General features: G+C 45.5%; 13 protein-coding genes. 8 read left to right on the top strand and 5 right to left on the bottom strand.

Going from position 1 to position 18902, the window contains the following annotated elements; genetic code table 11:
* Nucleotides 1-29: 29 nt before the first annotated feature.
* The 3 genes from dinB to MusilaSJ_RS13600 all read right to left on the bottom strand — a co-directional run bounded on the left by dinB (nucleotide 30) and on the right by MusilaSJ_RS13600 (nucleotide 3039).
* Nucleotides 30-1148 (bottom strand): DNA polymerase IV, encoded by a 1119-nt coding sequence (gene dinB / locus MusilaSJ_RS13610; RefSeq protein ID WP_274985526.1) that lies wholly within the window; start codon nucleotides 1146-1148, stop codon nucleotides 30-32.
* A 360-nt stretch (nucleotides 1149-1508) separates the two neighbouring features.
* On the bottom strand, nucleotides 1509-2066 hold the full coding sequence (locus MusilaSJ_RS13605) for a DUF922 domain-containing protein (RefSeq protein ID WP_274985525.1): 558 nt from the start codon (nucleotides 2064-2066) through the stop codon (nucleotides 1509-1511).
* Between the two features lie 25 nt (nucleotides 2067-2091).
* Nucleotides 2092-3039: an SPFH domain-containing protein gene (locus MusilaSJ_RS13600; RefSeq protein WP_090534803.1), complete on the bottom strand. Its 948-nt coding sequence runs from the start codon at nucleotides 3037-3039 to the stop codon at nucleotides 2092-2094.
* Nucleotides 3040-3133: 94 nt separating this feature from the next.
* Between MusilaSJ_RS13600 and MusilaSJ_RS13595 the strand changes: the two genes are divergently transcribed.
* Entirely contained in the window at nucleotides 3134-3322 is a 189-nt protein-coding gene (locus tag MusilaSJ_RS13595) for a hypothetical protein (RefSeq protein WP_274985524.1), read from the top strand.
* A 193-nt stretch (nucleotides 3323-3515) separates the two neighbouring features.
* Here MusilaSJ_RS13595 and MusilaSJ_RS13590 read toward each other — a convergent pair whose 3' ends face one another.
* Together MusilaSJ_RS13590 and MusilaSJ_RS13585 are read right to left on the bottom strand one after the other, a co-directional pair.
* Nucleotides 3516-4658: a CapA family protein gene (locus tag MusilaSJ_RS13590; RefSeq protein ID WP_274985523.1), complete on the bottom strand. Its 1143-nt coding sequence runs from the start codon at nucleotides 4656-4658 to the stop codon at nucleotides 3516-3518.
* Between the two features lie 61 nt (nucleotides 4659-4719).
* A complete protein-coding gene (locus MusilaSJ_RS13585) occupies nucleotides 4720-5325 on the bottom strand; it encodes a C40 family peptidase (protein ID WP_274985522.1) in 606 nt (201 codons plus the stop codon).
* 467 nt (nucleotides 5326-5792) lie between these two features.
* Between MusilaSJ_RS13585 and pdhA the strand changes: the two genes are divergently transcribed.
* From pdhA to MusilaSJ_RS13550, 7 genes are all read left to right on the top strand, one after another.
* Nucleotides 5793-6788 carry a pyruvate dehydrogenase (acetyl-transferring) E1 component subunit alpha gene (gene pdhA / locus MusilaSJ_RS13580; protein WP_274990427.1) on the top strand — a complete coding sequence of 332 codons (996 nt, stop codon included), beginning with the start codon at nucleotides 5793-5795 and terminating at the stop codon, nucleotides 6786-6788.
* A 114-nt stretch (nucleotides 6789-6902) separates the two neighbouring features.
* Nucleotides 6903-8576, top strand: a complete 1674-nt coding sequence (locus MusilaSJ_RS13575; RefSeq protein WP_274990426.1) for a dihydrolipoyl dehydrogenase family protein — start codon at nucleotides 6903-6905, stop codon at nucleotides 8574-8576.
* 280 nt (nucleotides 8577-8856) lie between these two features.
* Nucleotides 8857-9282 (top strand): cytochrome B, encoded by a 426-nt coding sequence (locus MusilaSJ_RS13570; protein WP_176628843.1) that lies wholly within the window; start codon nucleotides 8857-8859, stop codon nucleotides 9280-9282.
* 248 nt (nucleotides 9283-9530) lie between these two features.
* The gene (locus MusilaSJ_RS13565; RefSeq protein ID WP_129567955.1) at nucleotides 9531-10940 is read left to right on the top strand and encodes an anthranilate synthase component I family protein; all 1410 of its coding nucleotides are present in this window, start codon (nucleotides 9531-9533) and stop codon (nucleotides 10938-10940) included.
* Between the two features lie 72 nt (nucleotides 10941-11012).
* A complete protein-coding gene (locus MusilaSJ_RS13560) occupies nucleotides 11013-11630 on the top strand; it encodes an anthranilate synthase component II (protein ID WP_274990425.1) in 618 nt (205 codons plus the stop codon).
* 480 nt (nucleotides 11631-12110) lie between these two features.
* The gene (trpC, locus tag MusilaSJ_RS13555) at nucleotides 12111-12893 is read left to right on the top strand and encodes an indole-3-glycerol phosphate synthase TrpC (protein ID WP_274990424.1); all 783 of its coding nucleotides are present in this window, start codon (nucleotides 12111-12113) and stop codon (nucleotides 12891-12893) included.
* Nucleotides 12894-13444: 551 nt separating this feature from the next.
* Entirely contained in the window at nucleotides 13445-18820 is a 5376-nt protein-coding gene (locus MusilaSJ_RS13550) for an Ig-like domain-containing protein (RefSeq protein WP_274990423.1), read from the top strand.
* The last annotated feature ends 82 nt before the right edge of the window (nucleotides 18821-18902 follow it).

Here is an 18902-nt window from a genome sequence, read left to right as displayed (position 1 = left end):
CTCCATCGACATTTTTGTAGCAACTACATCTATAACTCCAATTCCAACTGATCCCCCGGCCCCAGCTCCTTATCGTCCCGTTGCTTAACCGCTATCTCCCCAAAATTTGAAAGCGAAATGCCCAGCAGCCGCACTTTTACATCATCAACACCTGTTGCAGCCATTAATTGTTTGGCCGTATGGCTGATCGTTTCCAGATCGTTTACCGCTGTGGGGAAGGATTGATTGCGGGTGATCTGTTTAAAATCGTGGTATTTTACCTTGAGGGTAATGGTGCGGCCTTTGAGTTCATATTTGAGCAGCCGGTTATGAACGGTGACCGCTATCTTATCAAGCTCAGCCTCCATTTCCTCAAGAGTTGTCAGGTCATAGGCGAAAGTATCTTCGGCACCCAGGGATTTAGTCTCGCGGTGGGGTTGGACTTCCCTGTTATCAATGCCGCGCACTATCTGGTAGTAAAATTTGCCAACCTTGCCAAAGTGTTTTACAAGGTCACTTTCTTCCAGTCGTTTCAGGTCGGCCCCGGTATGCAGGCCCATCTGTTTCATTTTTTGAGCGGTTACCTTGCCTACACCAAAGAATTTTTCGACAGGCAGCTGCTCCATAAAGTTTTCGATGCTTGACGGCCCGATAAACTTCAGGCCATCGGGCTTATTAATATCAGATGCTATTTTGGCTACAAATTTATTGATAGACACCCCGGCCGAAGCGGTGAGCCGCAGCTCATCTTTAATAGCTTGTTTAATGAGTTTGGCTATTTCAATGGCCGAGCCGATGTCCTGTTTATCGTTGGTTACATCCAGGAAAGCTTCATCTAAAGAGAGCGGTTCTATCAGGTCGGTATAACGGCTGAAGATCTCCCGGATATGCTGTGATACCTCCCGGTATACATTAAACCTTGGCCTTACAAACAAAGCATGTGGGCAAAGCTGTAATGCTTTTTTCGATGACATGGCCGACCGGATGCCAAACTTCCGGGCCTCGTAACTGGCGGTGGCCACCACACCTCCCCGACCTTCGGGCAAACCGCCCACCACCAAAGGTTTACCCTGGTACTCCGGAAAATCCCGCTGCTCAACCGACGCGTAAAATGCATCCATATCTATATGGATAATTTTACGGTGAATATTTGGTGATTGCTCCGTCATGGTGATAAAAGCAAATATAGGCGGGTTGCAGGCTTGCTGCAATTGTTGTGGTTAATAGGATTCAAGGCCTGTTAACATAGGATAAAAAAAGCAAGGGAATGTGCGATTCCCATCTTAAGAGCTATCGTGTGTACACATCTTTAAAAAAGTGTCATTTCGATAGAGCAGCGGCAGGCTGAGCAATGGAGCGAAAGAGAAATCTTCTACATCAGGCTCTACAACTATGCCTATAAAAGTAGGGTGTAGAAGATTTCTCCTCACCAGCTCACGCACGACCCCCTCCGTTGGATCGTCGAAATGACATTTTTTTAAAGATGTGTCCGCACGTAGCTCTCAAGAGGGGATTTTAAAAAATGATCTTCAGCTTTCCGTATCCCCTGGCAAAAACTTAAGCTTCTGCTGAAAATACACGTCCCAGCTATGCTGTTGCTTGCGGTCGGTCATGTGAGCCGTGTCCTCATCATAATCGGCATTAAGCTGTTTGTACTTGGCGTCGATGCGGTTAAAGATGGCCATGGCTTCGTAGTTGTAATTATTGCTGAAACGGGTGTTGCTTACTATGCGTAACAACTCCTGCTGCTCTAAAAAGGCAATGGTGTAATGGCCCTGCTCGTGTTTTAGTATTTCGCTGAGCTGCTGCGGCGTATTAACCCTGCTTTTATCCAGCCATGATTTATTGTTGTTAAGGATGAGCCTAATGTTAAAATTAAGCCGGTAGCCCCTGCCTTCGCGCCGGGCCTGATACCGGTAATCGATGGTGCAGTTGGTATAAGCTACAACGCCGCCGGCATTAGCCCGCGGCGTTCCCCAAAAATCATTGGCAGTTAGCTGGTGAAATGATTGCGCCGAAGCCGGCGCGATCATCATTAAAACACACATGGCCGTAAGGCCTATCACTTTCACTATATTTCTTTTCATTTAAAAAACTGGCGGTTTCAAACTTTTACTTTTTGACGTTGTCGGTATGTAAAAGGTTTAAGGCCATCATTTCTTTTAACGTATGTTGCATCTGATCGGTTGAGCCATCCAGGAAAATAACATTCCCTTTTGAGTTTTCGGAAAAGTGTTTGATGGATTCTGTCCACATGGTGAACAAAATCACCGAGGTATCCATGTTGGCTTCGGCCATTTCTTTGGCAGCTACAGTCATACCGCGGGCAACTTCCTCGCGGAACAGCGCTATACCTTGTCCGCGTAATTGAGCAGCCTCACGCTCGGCCTGTGCCGAAATTTTGATGGCGTTACCCTCGGCCTCTGCCGCTTTGGTTTTAGTGATGAGCAGGGCCTGACCTTCGTTCTCGGCAGCGGCTTTCAGGTTGTTGGATGCTACTACCTGGCTCATTGATTTCATGATCACATCATCAAAAGTAATATCGTTCAGTTGCAAATCCTGCAGGTGGTATCCCCAGCCTTCCAGTATCACATCCAATTGCTCCTTTACGTGTTCCACAATATCGCGCCTTAATATCAGCACTTCGCTCTGACGTTTGGTTGCTACAAAGGCACGGATCGAACCTTCAACAGTACGGATCAGCGCCTGCATCAGGTTACGCTCGTCAACAAATTTAAAAGCTACGTTTTTGATGGTTTCTTCCTGCTGGTCCAATACCGAGTACAGCAGCATGGCCTTAAAATACACATTGGCCTGGTCGTAAGTTACCGCCTGGAACTCCAGCTCAACCGAGCGGTTTTGGATAGAGATTTTGGAGTAAATGTTTTCGATAAATGGGATCTTAAAATTAAGCCCCGGGGTTAGGATGCGGCGGTATTTGCCAAATACGGTGATAACTACTATAGTGCCCTGTTTTACAGACACAAACGAGGTGAAAATAGTAATAAGGATAACAACAAAAATGATGATCGTTATCAATGATCCAAATGATTCGGGCATGGTTTAGTTTATTATGTTTAAAATAAAAGTAGCATTAATTATTGGTGTGTTATTTGTTTTTTAAAAAATGCTTATAAAAAACAACACACCTGTCATGAACTTAAAACGAACTTTTGGAGCTATATTGAGTGTGCTTGGTATAGTTGGCCTTATTTATACCGGGGTAGCTATCATAAACCATAGCGCGCAAGTAACCACCATGGTGGTAATTGGTATTATCTCATTAATATTTTTCACAACGGGTATCAGCCTGGTGCGGAATACTAAGGATGAAGCGGCTTAGATGTGCACATTAGCTGCAAATTGCATAGTTTACTCACCCGGTCTACGCTTCGCTGGACCACCCTCTCTCCGGCTGTGCCGCAAAGAGGGTAGGAAGAAATTAAAGTCCCCTCTTTGCGCAGCAGAGAGGGGTGACGAGCGTAGCGAAGTCGGGGTGAGTAGATACGGCGTTTAATTCCTGCCTTGGTATCTATTTATAAATTCTCGCTCTTAATAGACGGATTAAGGCTAATCTCGCCCGTGTTGGATATCAGTAATCCCGCATCCGGGAAATCGGCCTCTGTAAGTTCCCTGATCCGGATAGCAGCACGGTTAAGCGAATCAAGTTCAAGCTCTTTATCATGCGCTTGCCTTAGGGATATGATGCGCCCTTTTAAAAACTCCCCCTTTTTGTTCAGCTTTACTTTTAATAGTGGCGCCAGACCGCAAACCCCCACTACACTTACTGATTTATAAGTACAAAAATTGCCGAGACTGTAAGCGATCAGCCGGTTTTTATAAACCTCCATTGCACGGTTCACGTGCGGGCCATTGCCCAATATAATATCCGCACCGGCATCAATAGCATTATGGGCAAAAGCATTTACATCGCCACGTTTTTCACTGATGAAGGATTCCATTGCAAAGGGAATATGTTCATAAGCTACACCCTCGCCACCGCCATGAAACGATACAATGAGAATATCACATTGCTGTTTCAGTTGGCTTATGATACGGGTTGCGTTCTTTAGGTCGAGAATAGGCAGGGTATTGGCATTGGGGGCAAAAGCGCAAAAGCCATATTTAACACCGTTACGTTCGAACACCGTGGAGGGGTGGCTAAGCAATCCGCCATAATTAATCCCTATGCTATCAAGCACATGAGTGGTACTCATGCGGCCGGTATCGCCAAAATCGCCAATATGGTTATTGGCCAGGCTTAGCAGGTTAAAACCGGCGTCCTTAAAAACGCCTGCATAGGCTGTAGGCATCCTGAATAAATAGGCTTTGCTTCGTTGATGCAGTTTGTAATGAGCAGGGCTGCCTCCGTCAAGCAAGCTGCCTTCAAGATTGCCAAAGGTTACGTCGGCGTTTCTTAGTTCGTTAGCTATTGCATTAAAACTGTTTTTCGCACTATCGGGTGGGAGGGTGTAATTATTAGGGTACGATGTTCCGAGCATCATATCACCAACAGCGGCAATGGATATGGATGAATCAGGCTGAACAACGGCTGCGGTTGTTGTAGCGGCAGTGTCGGGTTTAGGTGCAGGGGCCAGGATTTGTTTTTTATTTGGCGGATGGTTACACGCCTGTAAAAACAGCGCCAGGCAGGCTGCTGTAAGCAATAAAAATTTCATTATAAAAAAAATCCTCTCACCGGGATGAAGGGACCAATTAGTTTATTTATTTCAAAATCGTTTAGTTCTTGCTTTCGTCTACGTCGTCGCCCATATCGTTGCTACCCGTGGATGCCGAACCTTTAAACTCATCTTTGAACGAGGCTAACAACCTGCCGCCTTTATAAAAGAAACGGCTGTAGTAAGCGTCGTCAAGACTGCTGATGGCAACACCCCTTGATGATGCATGGGCAAATTTATTATTACCCAGGTAAATACCTACATGCGAAATGCTGCGGCTGTGGATCTTAAAGAAAACCAAATCGCCTTCTTTTAACTCATCTTTACCAACAGGGTTAACCATGCTGAAAATATCGCGTGAGTTACGTTTAATATCGAGGTTGAAAACTTCGCTGTACAATTCTTTGGTGAAGGCTGAGCAGTCAATGCCTCTTCTTGAGCTTCCGCCAAAATGGTAAGGGGTACCAATCCAATCGTAAACAAAGTGAAAGAGCTTCATGTTTGAGGTAGCAGATAAAGCAACTCCCATAATTTGGGAAAAGTATGCTTTACCTAAACTTTCCTGGTCGTCTTTGTTATTATCACTGGTGCCGGGGGCAACTTGAGTTTGAGCTTGTGAAGCTACGACGCTGAAAAGTAAGGCAATAGCCAGGGCAAATTTCTTCATTTAATCAGTTTGTTTGTTGAGTTAGGACAACAAATTGTTTATTAAATCAGACACTATGTCTATCGTGCTCTACAAAACTATTTATATTTTTTAAAATTGCAAATAAATGCAGCTTATTTTTCAAAAAATATAAAAAAGCGCTTTTTATTACACATCCTTTTAATAAACAGGCTTTTGTACGTGTATTAATGTAATTTGGTTGTAATTATTTAAAGGCTTTTTTTAGTCTTTTGCGAAAAATAGCCCCTCTAAAACTTCGTAAAACGATAATTTATTGCCTCCTGGTGTGCTTTTTTAAGTTTTATTTTAACCCAATGGGCTATGCCAAACTTATAAACAGGCGGTTTGTTGTTTTCAAACGCACTTTAGAGCCACCAAATAAAATTTTGCAACAATTTGCTTGAGGTTTCGATATTTTGCAGGATATAATTAGATTTGCGCTTTACTCCAAAAAGGTTGTTTAATACATGAGTTCAATCGAAATAAACAAGGACACCTACCTGATGTGGTACGAACAGATGCTATTGATGCGCAGGTTCGAAGAAAAAACAGGACAGTTATACGGACAACAAAAGATCAGGGGCTTTTGCCACTTATATATTGGGCAGGAGGCTGTTTTGGCCGGAGCCATGTCTGTAATTAAACCTGAAGACAGTATGATCACCGCATATCGTGATCATGCTCATGCACTTGCTAAAGGTGTAACTCCAAACGCCATTATGGCCGAAATGTATGGTAAAGCTACCGGATGCTCAAAAGGCAAAGGTGGTTCTATGCACATGTTTGATAAAGAAAAACATTTTTATGGTGGTCACGGCATTGTGGGCGGCCAGGTACCGCTGGGTGCCGGTATTGCTTTTGCCGAAAAATATAAAGGGACCGAGTTTGTGAACATTGCCTATATGGGCGATGGTGCCGTACGCCAGGGCGCGCTTACCGAAACCTTTAACATGGCTGCGCTTTGGAAACTGCCTGTAATTTTTGTTTGCGAAAACAATGGTTATGCCATGGGTACTTCTGTTGAGCGTACAACCGCGCAGACTGATATTTATAAATTAGGCCTGCCTTATGGTATCCCTTCATCGGCTGTTGATGGTATGGACCCTGCTGCGGTACACGTAGCAATGGACGAAGCTGTTCAGCGCGCGCGTGCAGGCGAAGGCCCAACCTTCCTTGAAATGCGTACTTACCGCTATAAAGGTCACTCCATGTCCGATCCGCAAAAGTATCGTACTAAAGAGGAGTTGGAAAGCTATAAAGCGAAAGACCCTCTTGAGGCTACCAAACAAACTATCCTTGCCGAAAAATATGCTGAAGAAGCATGGTTTGATGAAATGGACGCCAAGATCAAAGCTATTGTTGACGAAGCGGTTAAGTTTGCTGAAGAATCGCCATGGCCGGATGCATCTGAATTATATACAGATGTTTATGTTCAGGAAGATTACCCTTATATCAGGGACTAAGTTTTAAGTCGGGAGTCTTAAACCCAAAGTCATTAGTCAAAAAACTTTCAGACTGCGGACATCAGACTTTCGGACAACAGAAAATTACTAAATTTAAACACATATAAATAATATATGGCCGAAGTAGTAAAAATGCCTAAAATGAGCGATACCATGACCGAAGGGGTATTGGCGAAATGGCATAAAAAAGTTGGCGACAAGGTTAAATCGGGCGATGTACTGGCCGAGATTGAAACTGATAAAGCTACCATGGATTTTGAATCGTACCAGGATGGTACATTGCTGTATATAGGTATACAGGAAGGTGCTGCCGCCCCGGTTGATTCTGTTATTGCCATTTTAGGTAAAGAAGGTGAAGATTACAAGTCTTTACTTGATCAGGCTGGCAGCGGCGCTGCTGCAAAACCGGCCGAAGAACCTGCTAAAGAAGCAGCACCCGCTGCCGACAAAGCACCTGCCGCTACTCCGGCACCAGCTGCACCTAAGGTTGATTTATCAAGCATTCCGGCTACGGTTATCCGCATGCCATTATTGAGCGACACCATGACCGAAGGTACCATTGAAAAATGGAACTTTAAAGTTGGCGATAAAGTAAAAGCAGATGATTCACTGGCCGATGTGGCAACCGATAAGGCTACCATGGAAGTTGTGGGTTACGAGGCCGGTACCTTGTTATATATAGGTGTTAAAGAAGGTGAAGCCGCTAAAGTAAATGATATCATTGCTATAGTAGGTAAAGAAGGTACCGATATCACACCGTTATTACAGGATGGTGGTTCGGCTCCTGCCGCCGATGAAGCTGCACCTGCTACTGAAACTAAAACGGAGGCGACTGCAACTGCAACTGCTACTGCCACTGAAGCTTCTAACACTGATGACAGCCGCGTTAAAGCATCACCGCTGGCACGTAAAATAGCTAAAGATAAAGGTATCAACCTTAATGATGTAAAAGGCAGCGCCGAAGGCGGCCGCATCATTAAAAAGGATGTGGAGGAATTTACACCGTCGGCCAAACCGGCTGCTGCTGCCGAAGCTACGCCTGCCGCTGCTCCGTCTGCCGCTCCCGCTGCAAAGGCACCTATCGTATTGCCAACCTTTACAGGCGAAGAGAAATTTAGCGAAAGGCCGGTTACTCAAATGCGTAAAGCTATCAGCCGCCGCTTAAGCGAAAGTTTGTTTACTGCTCCGCATTTCTACGTAACCATGAGCATTGATATGGATCAGGCAATTACTGCCCGTACCCGTATGAACGAGATTGCTCCGGTTAAAATTTCATTTAATGATTTTGTTGTTAAAGCTTGTGCTGTAGCCTTAAGGCAGCACCCTGCTATCAACTCATCATTCCTGGGTGATAAGATCCGCACTAATGAGCATGTTCACGTTGGCGTTGCCGTTGCTGTTGACGAAGGTTTACTGGTTCCGGTTATCAAATTTGCCGATGGTAAATCATTAAGCCACATTTCGGTTGAAGTGAAAGAGTTTGCTGGCAAAGCAAAAGCTAAAAAACTGCAGCCAAATGAAATGGAAGGTTCAACTTTCACCATTTCAAACCTTGGTATGTTTGGTGTTGACGAGTTTACTGCCATCATTAACACACCAAATGCTTGTATCCTTGCTGTAAGCGGTATCCAGGCCGTTCCGGTTGTTAAAAATGGTGCGGTAGTACCTGGCAACATCATGAAGGTTACCCTGAGCGCCGACCACCGCGTGGTTGACGGGGCTACAGCTGCTGCCTTCCTGCAAACATTAAAACAATTATTAGAAGAGCCGGTAAGGCTGCTGATATAATTTATTGATTTCGAATATCAGATTTTCGATTTCGGATTTTGAAAAGCGATGGGTTTGGGCTCATCGCTTTTTTTGTTTATATAAGAATAAACTGCCGCAGGCTTTCAGCCCGTGGTTGCGCATAGTTTCAGCTTTCAGCTGAAGAAATGTGAGCTGAAAGCTTACATAGTGATTCACCACGGGCTGAAAGCCCGCGGCAGTTTATGTCTGCAAAAAATGACACTATGACCTAATGACTTCAATGACCTTTATATCGTATATTCACGGCAAATTTTGATGTATGACACTTTATAGCTTTTTTAAGGAATTCCATTCCGGTTTCAGGTACATTGTTATTGTATTGGTATTACTGGCCCTTGTACGTGCCTTTATGGGCTGGTTGGGTAAAAGACCATATGGCGAGGGTAACCGTAAGCTTAACCTGTTTGCCATGATCTCGGTACATACACAATTTTTGCTGGGCATCATCCTGTTTTTTATCAGTCCGATGGTGCAATTTAGCAAGGATACCATGAAAAATCCTATCACCCGCTATTTCACGGTTGAGCATTGGGTAATTATGCTTATTGCCATTGTTTTGATCACTATCGGGCACAGTAAATCAAAGAAAGCAGCACTGCCCGAAGGTAAGCATAAAGCCATTGCTATCTTCTATTTAATAGGGATTGTACTTATTTCGGTAGGTATTATGCTTATTCCACAGTAATTCTACGTAGCTAATAGGATTTAGCAAATAAATAATTTCACAAAAAATTTGACAATTCAAATTTCTTTATAAATTTGTGACCGCGATGATTAAAAACACACATAAAAACAGCTGGTGGCACCAATTAAATTGGCAGCCGGCTTGCGCTTTTTGATCAGAGACAACCTAATCAATTGTGAACCTAAATAGGAAACCCGGCGACCCCAATTCGCCGGGTTTTTTTGTTTTAAGATATTTGAAAAATAAACATGAGCACATTTAAAATTACAACTACTTATAAAAAGCTGCTGGCCGACACCACCACACCGGTGAGCATTTATCTTCGCCTGCGCGATGTATTCCCTAACTCACTGCTGCTGGAAAGCTCCGATTATCACAGCCGCGAAAACAGCACCAGCTACATTTGCTGCGAACCGCTCAGCGGCATCGTGCTCAATAACGGTATTCTCAAAAAACAATACCCCGATGGCAGCCAGGAAGTACATGAGGCTGGTACGTTTGATTTGATTGAACAGCTTAACAATTTTACCGGTAGCTTTGAAACCGACTCGCTGCCGCTAAAAATGATCACCAATGGTTTGTTTGGTTACTTTACCCACGAGGCTGTTGAACATTATGAAACCATTAAACTAAAGCAAAGCGATGATGCTACACGCCAGATCCCGGTGATGCAGTACCATATTTACAGGTACATCATCGCTATCGACCATTTTAAAAACGAACTCTACATATTCCATAATCAGCCCGAAGGTGCACCAACCAATGGCGGTATAGAAAAACTGGAATACCTCATCAAAAACAAAAACTTCCCCGAGTATAGCTTTAAAAGCAATGGCGATGAAAAATCTAACCTCACCGGCGATGAGTTCATTGCCATAGTGGAGAAAATGAAGCAGCACATTTACCGGGGCGATGTTTTCCAGATAGTGCCTTCAAGGGCTTTCTCCCGTACTTTCCTGGGCGATGAGTTTAACGTTTACCGTGCCCTGCGTTCTATCAACCCGTCACCATACCTCTTCTATTTTGATTTTGGCGATTTCAGGATCTTTGGCTCATCGCCCGAGGCGCAGATCACCATAAAAAATAATGTGGCCAACATATTCCCGATAGCCGGAACATTTAAACGTAGCGGTGATGATGAACGCGATGCCGAGCTGGCCCGCAACCTCGAGAACGACCCCAAAGAATCGGCAGAACACGTAATGCTGGTTGACCTGGCCCGCAACGACCTGAGCCGTCACTGCGAAAATGTAACCGTTAAGGCATTTAAAGAGGTTCAGTATTACTCGCACCTGATCCATTTGGTATCACACGTAAGCGGAAAGCTGAAGCCCGGTGTATCGGCTTTTAAAGTTGTAGCTGATACTTACCCGGCGGGCACGCTGAGTGGTGCTCCAAAATATCGTGCCATGGAGATCATCGATGAAAACGAAAATATAAAACGCAGCTTTTACAGCGGTGCTATAGGTTTCCTGGGTTTTAACGGAGATTTTAACCATGCCATTATGATCCGCTCGTTTTTGAGTAAGAACAATACCTTGCATTATCAGGCAGGCGCAGGCATAGTCGCCGGTTCGATCCCCGAAAGTGAGCTGAGGGAGGTTGATACCAAGATTTCGGCTTTGAGAAGGGCTTTTGAACTGGCGGAGGAGCTGTAACCCCCTATCCCCCTGAAGGGGGAACAATAGTGAATAATGATTTTGACAAATATTGAAGATATATAAAACAAAATGAAAGAAAATACAAATACCACGGAAAGCACCCCCTTTAGGGGGCGGGGGGGGATTCTAATAATCGATAATTACGATTCCTTCACCTATAACCTGGTGCATTTGGTTAATGAACTCGGTCTGAAATGTGAGGTTTGGAGGAACGACCAGTTTGCTATTGAGGATGTAGATGCTTTTGATAAGATCATCCTTTCGCCGGGACCGGGCATTCCTTCAGAGGCTGGCTTGCTGCTGGATGTGATAGCAAAATATGCGCCCACCAAAAGCATATTTGGGGTATGTCTTGGTCAGCAGGCTATTGCCGAAGTATTTGGCGGGAGCCTGTATAATCTTAACCAGCCTATGCATGGTATCGCGACGCCAATAAAAGTGACCGATGGCGATGAAGAACTATTTGCCGGTTTGCCCGAAAGCTTTAAAGTTGGCCGTTACCACTCATGGGTGGTAAGTGGTAATGATCTGCCCGATTCATTGCAGGTTACCGCTATTGATGAAGCGGACGACTCTATCATGGCACTTAAGCATAAGCAATATGATGTAAGGGGTGTACAGTTCCACCCCGAATCGATCCTGACCGATTATGGTAAGGAAATGATGCAAAACTGGCTTAAGGCTTAGTTTTATGAAATAATGATAACTTTGAAAAATTGATATAACGTCCCATCAGGGTCTCTCGCAGAGTACCCTGATGTCTGCGGCCATGCATGTGACGAACCGCAGGGTCCTCTGCGAGAGACCCTGCGGGGACAGAAGGACCCTCGCGGGGAGCAGGACACTTAGCGGTGCGCGGTAGCCGCGTTAGGGATTGCAGTGAAAAGCCCACAGCGCGGGTTGGGATTGGGGGCAGAAAAGCGAGGACTTGCAACGAAAAGCCCGGGCCGCAGGCAACGCACATGTTATAAAATTGATTGAAAAATACACTTATTAACCAATAGCTTACAACTATGTCATTATAAGGAACGAAGCAATTAGCCTCACCCAACCCTCTCCGGAAGAGAGGGCTTTAAATACTTTTAAAGTCTCCCCTTTTGGAGGAGATTTAGAGGGGGCTAATTGCTTCGCGCCTCGCAATGACATAAATATTAGTGCTTCGATCCTATGACGATACTTGACAAAATAGTTGCCAATAAAAAAAGAGAAGTTGCTTCGGCAAAAAAACGTACATCGTATACCGTACTTGAAGAATCGGATCATTTTCATCGTGAAACATATTCATTCAAAGAATTTCTGCTCGATCCGGCACGTACCGGTATCATAGCCGAGTTTAAGCGTAAATCGCCTTCAAAAGGTATTATTAACGATAAGGTACGGGTTAGCGCCGTTACAACAGATTATGCTGCTGCCGGCGCTTCGGCACTTTCAGTTTTAACCGACCGTAACTTTTTCATGGGCCGCAAAGCCGATCTGGTGAAAGCGCGTTCGGTAAACAGCATCCCTGTATTGCGCAAGGATTTTATGATAGATGAGTACCAGGTGATAGAAGCCAAGTCATTAGGCGCCGATATTATCCTGCTTATAGCCGCTATACTTACGCCTGCCGAAATTGATACACTGGCCAAACTTGCCAAAAGTATAGGTCTTAATGTATTGCTTGAGGTGCATAACCTCGAAGAATTGGAACGCAGCATTAACCCTAACCTGGATGCCATTGGCGTAAACAACCGCAACCTGGCCGATTTTACCGTGTCGGTTGAAACCTCTTACAAATTGGCTAAACATATCCCCGCCGAGTTTATGAAGATCTCGGAAAGCGCCATCAGCGATCCTCAAACTATCCGGCACCTTAAACTGGAAGGTTTCAATGGTTTTCTTATTGGCGAAACTTTCATGAAACAACAGGATCCGGGACAGGCAATGCGTGATTTTGTAGCTTTGTTATAAGCCGGTCCGGATCTTTAAATACTATTACATCGCCGCCGGGGTAGCAATGATTACCGGCTAAGGTCATTAAGCAAGAGATAGACAAGTTGCACCAGAGGTGCAAAAGGTTTGTAGAAGTCAAATAAACAGCTTTTTTTTGTGCCAGAGGTACACAACTCCGGTGTTCCGTACCTCTGGCACGGTTGTTTTGAGATAATATATTGCTACAAACCTGTTCCCCCTCTGGGGGATTTTCCTTAACTTAATGACATTGGACTACCAGCAGATCCTGTAATTGTACAAGGTACACTATTGAGCCTCTTTTATACCCGGTTATTTCCTAACCGGGTATTTTTTTAATCTATAAAATAAATACTTTCACCAGAGTTTCATTGTTCATTTTGTTGACGTTTTATCAAACCTATTTTTAGTATTTTACGTATAAAGGCGCACATCATTGCCGGGTTGGTATAAAATAACAGTATTGTTTGCCAATCTTAAAACTGTGCTCAATAAGGGGAGTTGTTAAAATGAGCCGCTTGCAGCCACATTTATTGAGTATAAAGAGACTTATGAAGAACATTAATAAGCCGTTACTTGTACTATTCCTGTTGGTTATTTGTTCGTTAGCAGGGTATAGTCAAGTTTGTACATTGAATGTAACTATATCCTCAACAGCTAATACGATATGTTCGGGAAAGAATGTAACATTAACCGCTAATCTATCGGGCGGTACAGGCCCATTTACCTATATCTGGAACACCGGTGAGAATACGCCATCTATTGATGTAAACAAAGCCGGAACGTATACTGTAACGGTTAGTGATAAAACCCCGGGTTGCCAGCCAAAAGTTGCCAGCATTCAGATTACTGCTGTAGCTTCTCCAGACCCACCTACGGTTGCCAATCAGGTTGTTTGCCCCAATACTTCGGCAACATTAACAGCAACGGCTCCGGGAGGGACTTACCAGTGGTATGATGCCGATGGCAATTTCCTGTTTACAGGTAACCCATATGTAACAGCCCCTATTACCCAGGGTACTATTTTTTATGTAGAAACCACAATAGGCAGCTGTACCAGTACGCGAAGCTCGGTTGTTGTTAATGTAACAGGCCGGCCGGGTATTCAGGCAGATCCGGTGTGTTATGGTAGCCCCGCAACGTTAATAGCATCGGGTGCCGACAGTTATGCATGGTATTCAAATTCCTCGGGATCTGGAACACCATTGAGCAACGATGCAACCTATATAACGCCCCCTTTATTTGCAAATACCACTTATTACCTTTTTACAGTAATTAAAGGTTGTACCAGCTCAGGTATACCTGTAGTTGCCCGGATCAATGCACCGCCCGCGGTTCCTGTACTCCCCGCAGGTGGCTACAGCACTTGTTCCGGATCGGCTATTACGCTGCATGCTGATGCCTCGGGGGTAGCGGAGTGGTTTGATGTGCCTTCGGGAGGCACACCGTTAATTTCAAGTCCGGATTATACAACACCGGTGCTTACCTCTCCGGTAACTTATTATGTACAAACACGAGTAGGCGATTGTACAAGCAACCGTATTGCAGTGCCGGTATCTGTAACGCCAATACCTGCCGCGCCGCCATCGCAATCACCGTCTACCTGTTATGGCACCGGTGTTACCTTAACTGCCGATCCATCGCCCACCGGCACATATGCCTGGTACACCACAGCTACCGGTGGCACCTCAGTAAGCACGGGCAATACTTTTCAAACCCCGGCTTTAACAAGTAATAAAACTTATTATGTTGAGCATACTACCGGCGGTTGTACAAGTGAACGTACCCCGATAACAGTTACAGTTAACCCTGCCCCGGATGCACCGGTTGTGCCCGATGGACCGGTAATTTGTAACGGCGCGACAGCTTCTTTAACAGCAACATCAACACAAGGCGGAAGTTTTCAATGGTTTACCGCGGCCACCGGCGGTAACTCTATATTTTCGGGCGATACATTTACAACTCCTGCTTTAACGGCCACCACAACTTATTATGTTCAAACCACGGTAGGGGCATGTATCAGTGACAGGTCGGCAATTACCGTGACTGTACTTGATCCGATCCCTGCGCCTGCTGTGCAACCGGTTCCGGCAATATGTGCCGGTACAGCGGCCACACTTACGGCAACAGGCTCGCCCGATGATTATGAATGGTATGACCAGGCCACCGGCGGTAACCTGTTAGTAACCGGCAACACCTATGTTACGCCCGAGCTAACAGCAAATACCACTTATTATGTACAAAGTATAGCTAATGGCTGTAGCAGCCAGCGTACCCCGGTAACCGTACAGGTTACCCCACTGCCTGCCGCTCCAACGGTTAACGGTACTGCAACGGTATGCCCCGGCGACCCTGCCAGTTTAAGCGTTCCGGCTTCGGGCGCAACCATTCAATGGTATACTGGTGCTACTGGCGGTACACCGGTGCATACCGGCAACACTTATACTACCGATCCTTTGTTTGCACAAACAACTTTTTATGCCGAGGCCGTTAATGGCACATGTGTTAGTCCGCGTACTGCTTTCACGGTATCAATAACACCTGTTATTGACCCTCAGTTCCGGTATCCTTCGGGCACGATATGTACATCGGGAAGTAATGTAAAGCCTGCTATTCTTAACCCGGCCGGAGGTACTTTTTCGTCAACACCCGGGCTTGTTTTTGTGAGTAACACCACCGGCGAGATCAATGTAGCAGCAAGTATTATAGGTAAATATACAATTACCTTTACCTATGGGGGCTCATGCCCGGGAACGGCCAGCCAAAGCATATCCATAGTAACAACACCGGATGCTACTTTTTCATATGATACCCCCATCTGTAACGATGTAAAAAACCCGCTACCGGTTTTCCAGCCGGGGGCAAGTGCCGGCGTTTTCAGCGAATCAACCGGTAATATCGTATTTAAAAATCCCAGCACCGGCGAGATTGACCTGGCCAAAAGCCACGCCGGAACATACACAGTTACCAATACCATAGCCGCAAGCAGCGGCTGTGCAGAAAGTATCGCTACCAACCAGATAACTATTTATAATAGGGTTATCATTGACGCGGGTCCGGACCAGGTTAAAAAGCAGGGCGATCCTGTACAACTGGCCGGAAGTTTTGGAGGAGGGGCTACATCAGTAAAATGGACTGGCGGCGCGGGGACATTCTCCGACGATACAAAGAAGGACGCTGTTTACACCCCTGCCGCAGGAGAAAAAGTTGCAACACTAACTTTAACATCTAATGATCCTGCGGGACCTTGCGGTTCAAAGTCAAGCAGTGTTACCATAACTATAAATCCGGTACCCGCGGCCCCAACGGCCTCCGGTAAATCTGTTTGTACAGGCAGTATAACTAACCTCGTAGCTACAGCGCCGGGCGGAACATACCGCTGGTATAGCGACGCTACCGGTGGAACAGCCCTTAAGGTTGGTCCTATATTTACTACCCCGCCCATATTAAACGATATTACTTATTATGTTGCAACAACTGTAGGCGGTATTACCAGCGAGCGCACTGCTGTATTAGTTAAGGCGATACCCCCTCCGGCAGCGCCAACGGTGGGCACCAATAACACAGCGACGGTTTGTGAAGGCCAATCCGCTATACTCACCGCAAACGGCTCAACGGGTACTTATACCTGGTACAATGTGCCCGTTGGAGGTACCCCTGTAAGCCAAAGCAATCCTTTTACTACAGCTCCGTTAACCATCAACAGAACTTATTATGTGGAGACTAAGGTTAACGACTGTATCAGTGAGCGAACTAAAGTTGAGGTAACGGTTACACCTGCCCCGCAGGTAATAAGCAGCGCCACAGGCGATCCGATATGCAGCGGTACCGCGCTAAATTACGCGATCACCGCCGACCAGCCCGGTACCACTTTTTCATGGGACCGCCCCGCTGTTGCCGGCATCAGTAACCCAGCGGTAACGGGGCAAACATCCAGCTTAATTACCGAGACACTGGTAAATAACGATGCAAACGCAGCGGCTGTTGATGTAACTTATAAGATAACACCATATTTAAACGGTTGCCCCGGGCCTGTGTTTACATACACAGTAAAGGTAAATGCCACCCCTGTTGTTACAAGCGCTCCGCCCGGCCCGGTTTGTAATGGTACCAGCACCAATTACGAGGTTAAATTTAACACCCCGGCAACAAGCTATACATGGAGCAGGGAGGCCGTTACTGGCATTAGCAACGCTACCGTAACAGGCCAGGCAGCACCTGTTATAAAAGAGGTGCTTTATAATACTACCAATGATCCTGTTGAAGTTACCTATATGTTTAATTTTAAAACGGGCGATTGTCCGGGGGGGCCGTATCCGCTTAAGGTAACGGTTAATCCGGGAGCGGTAATTACCAATCCACCGCCGCTGTCATCTGTAATGTGTAATAACACACCGCTGGGGCTTACTTTAACATCCAATATACCTACGGCTACGTTTTTATGGAGCAGGCCGGCTGTCACCGGCATCAGTAATGCCGCGGTTACCGATCAAACCGCTAACCCTATTAATGAAGCCCTGGTTAATACCACAACAAACCCTATCCAGGTTTCTTATACCATAACGCCTGTAGCATTTGGCTGTCCGGGCACTCCAGTTAAATATACGGTAACTGTAAGGCCCCAGACTCTAAAAATAGAAGGGCATAGCAACAGTCCCGTTTGCGAGGGCAATGATATCATACTGCAAACTCAGCCTATAGCTGGTGCAACATATTTGTGGACCGGCCCCAATAATTTCAGATCGGAAAGCCAAAGCCCAAGCGTAACTATTCCAAAAGCTACAGCCGCTAACGCGGGTCCTTATAATTTATTTTTGATAATTAATAACTGCCCGGGCGAACCATATATGGTGCCGGTTGAAGTACACAGCATCCCAATTGTTGACGCAGGAGGCCCGCAAACTGTTTGTGTTAGCGTTCCGTACATACAGCTTGATGGCAGCATACAAAGTGCTACCGGCACAGGGACCTGGACCGGGGGATCGCTCAGCGGCTTCTCCAAACAGGATGATCTCAAAGCACGATATACTCCGACAACGGCAGAAAGGAATGCGGGATCGATTACCTTAACTCTTACATCAACCGGGAAGGATGATTGTGCGCCGGTATCCAGGGATGTTACAATTACATTTGCACCAAGCCCTGGTGCAGATGCCGGACCGCCAAGTATCGATAACGTTTGTATCCAGAGCCCAATAGTACCGCTGAGCGGACAGGTATTTTCCGGAACTACAGTAAAATGGACATCAGCATCGGGATTGGGACGATTTATCCCTTCGGATAATGTACTAAATCCAAGCTTTCAGCCAGATCCTATTGATATTGCCAAGGGCTCCGTTAAATTAACGCTTACCGCGACACAGGCTGATGATTGTCATACGCCTACTGATGATATCACCATCAATTTCGTTCCGCCGCCAACGGTACAGGCCGATGCAGCCGGCGATACGAGATATGTTTTAAAAGGGCATACCATCACTTTAAACCCGGTGGTAAGTACCGAAAACGTAACCTATGAATGGACACCGGCCACCGGTCTGGACAACGCTACAGCTAAAAACCCTGTAGTAACCGGCGATCAGGATATAATTTACAAACTTAAAATCACCGATAAATCAAATGGCTGTGTGAACGAAAGCCAGGTTGCGGTTAAAGTTTCGCCGGTAATAAATATCAGCAATACATTTACACCCAATGGTGATGGGGTAAATGATTACTGGGAGATTAAAGGCCTTGTAGCATATGAAAACAGCACTGTTGATGTTTACAACCGCTACGGGCAACCTTTATTTCACTCGGTAGGATATCCTAAGCCCTGGGACGGTACTTACCAGGGTAAAGCGATGCCATCCGGCACATATTATTACGTGGTAAATACAAAGATGAACAATGTTGTTTTATCGGGCTATGTGGTGATTTTGAGGTGATTGGTGTGCCAACAGGACTATATAGCGCCTATTAATTAATTTGACACGAAGTAACTTAATGGTGTTGAAAACCAATATGTTC

It is taken from the genome of Mucilaginibacter sp. SJ, from assembly GCF_028993635.1.
Classification (GTDB): domain Bacteria; phylum Bacteroidota; class Bacteroidia; order Sphingobacteriales; family Sphingobacteriaceae; genus Mucilaginibacter.
This window is presented reverse-complemented; position numbering and strand designations above follow the sequence as displayed.

Bases quoted from the DNA above. Each gene is read 5' to 3' on its own strand.
- MusilaSJ_RS13570 (WP_176628843.1), top strand. From the start codon at position 8,857: ATGACACTTTATAGCTTTTTTAAGGAATTCCATTCCGGTTTCAGGTAC.
- dinB (WP_274985526.1), bottom strand. From the start codon at position 1,148: ATGACGGAGCAATCACCAAATATTCACCGTAAAATTATCCATATAGAT.
- MusilaSJ_RS13585 (WP_274985522.1), bottom strand. From the start codon at position 5,325: ATGAAGAAATTTGCCCTGGCTATTGCCTTACTTTTCAGCGTCGTAGCT.
- trpC (WP_274990424.1), top strand. From the start codon at position 12,111: ATGACGATACTTGACAAAATAGTTGCCAATAAAAAAAGAGAAGTTGCT.
- MusilaSJ_RS13550 (WP_274990423.1), top strand. From the start codon at position 13,445: ATGAAGAACATTAATAAGCCGTTACTTGTACTATTCCTGTTGGTTATT.
- MusilaSJ_RS13565 (WP_129567955.1), top strand. From the start codon at position 9,531: ATGAGCACATTTAAAATTACAACTACTTATAAAAAGCTGCTGGCCGAC.
- MusilaSJ_RS13590 (WP_274985523.1), bottom strand. From the start codon at position 4,658: ATGAAATTTTTATTGCTTACAGCAGCCTGCCTGGCGCTGTTTTTACAG.
- pdhA (WP_274990427.1), top strand. From the start codon at position 5,793: ATGAGTTCAATCGAAATAAACAAGGACACCTACCTGATGTGGTACGAA.
- MusilaSJ_RS13595 (WP_274985524.1), top strand. From the start codon at position 3,134: ATGAACTTAAAACGAACTTTTGGAGCTATATTGAGTGTGCTTGGTATA.
- MusilaSJ_RS13600 (WP_090534803.1), bottom strand. From the start codon at position 3,039: ATGCCCGAATCATTTGGATCATTGATAACGATCATCATTTTTGTTGTT.
- MusilaSJ_RS13605 (WP_274985525.1), bottom strand. From the start codon at position 2,066: ATGAAAAGAAATATAGTGAAAGTGATAGGCCTTACGGCCATGTGTGTT.
- MusilaSJ_RS13560 (WP_274990425.1), top strand. From the start codon at position 11,013: ATGAAAGAAAATACAAATACCACGGAAAGCACCCCCTTTAGGGGGCGG.
- MusilaSJ_RS13575 (WP_274990426.1), top strand. From the start codon at position 6,903: ATGGCCGAAGTAGTAAAAATGCCTAAAATGAGCGATACCATGACCGAA.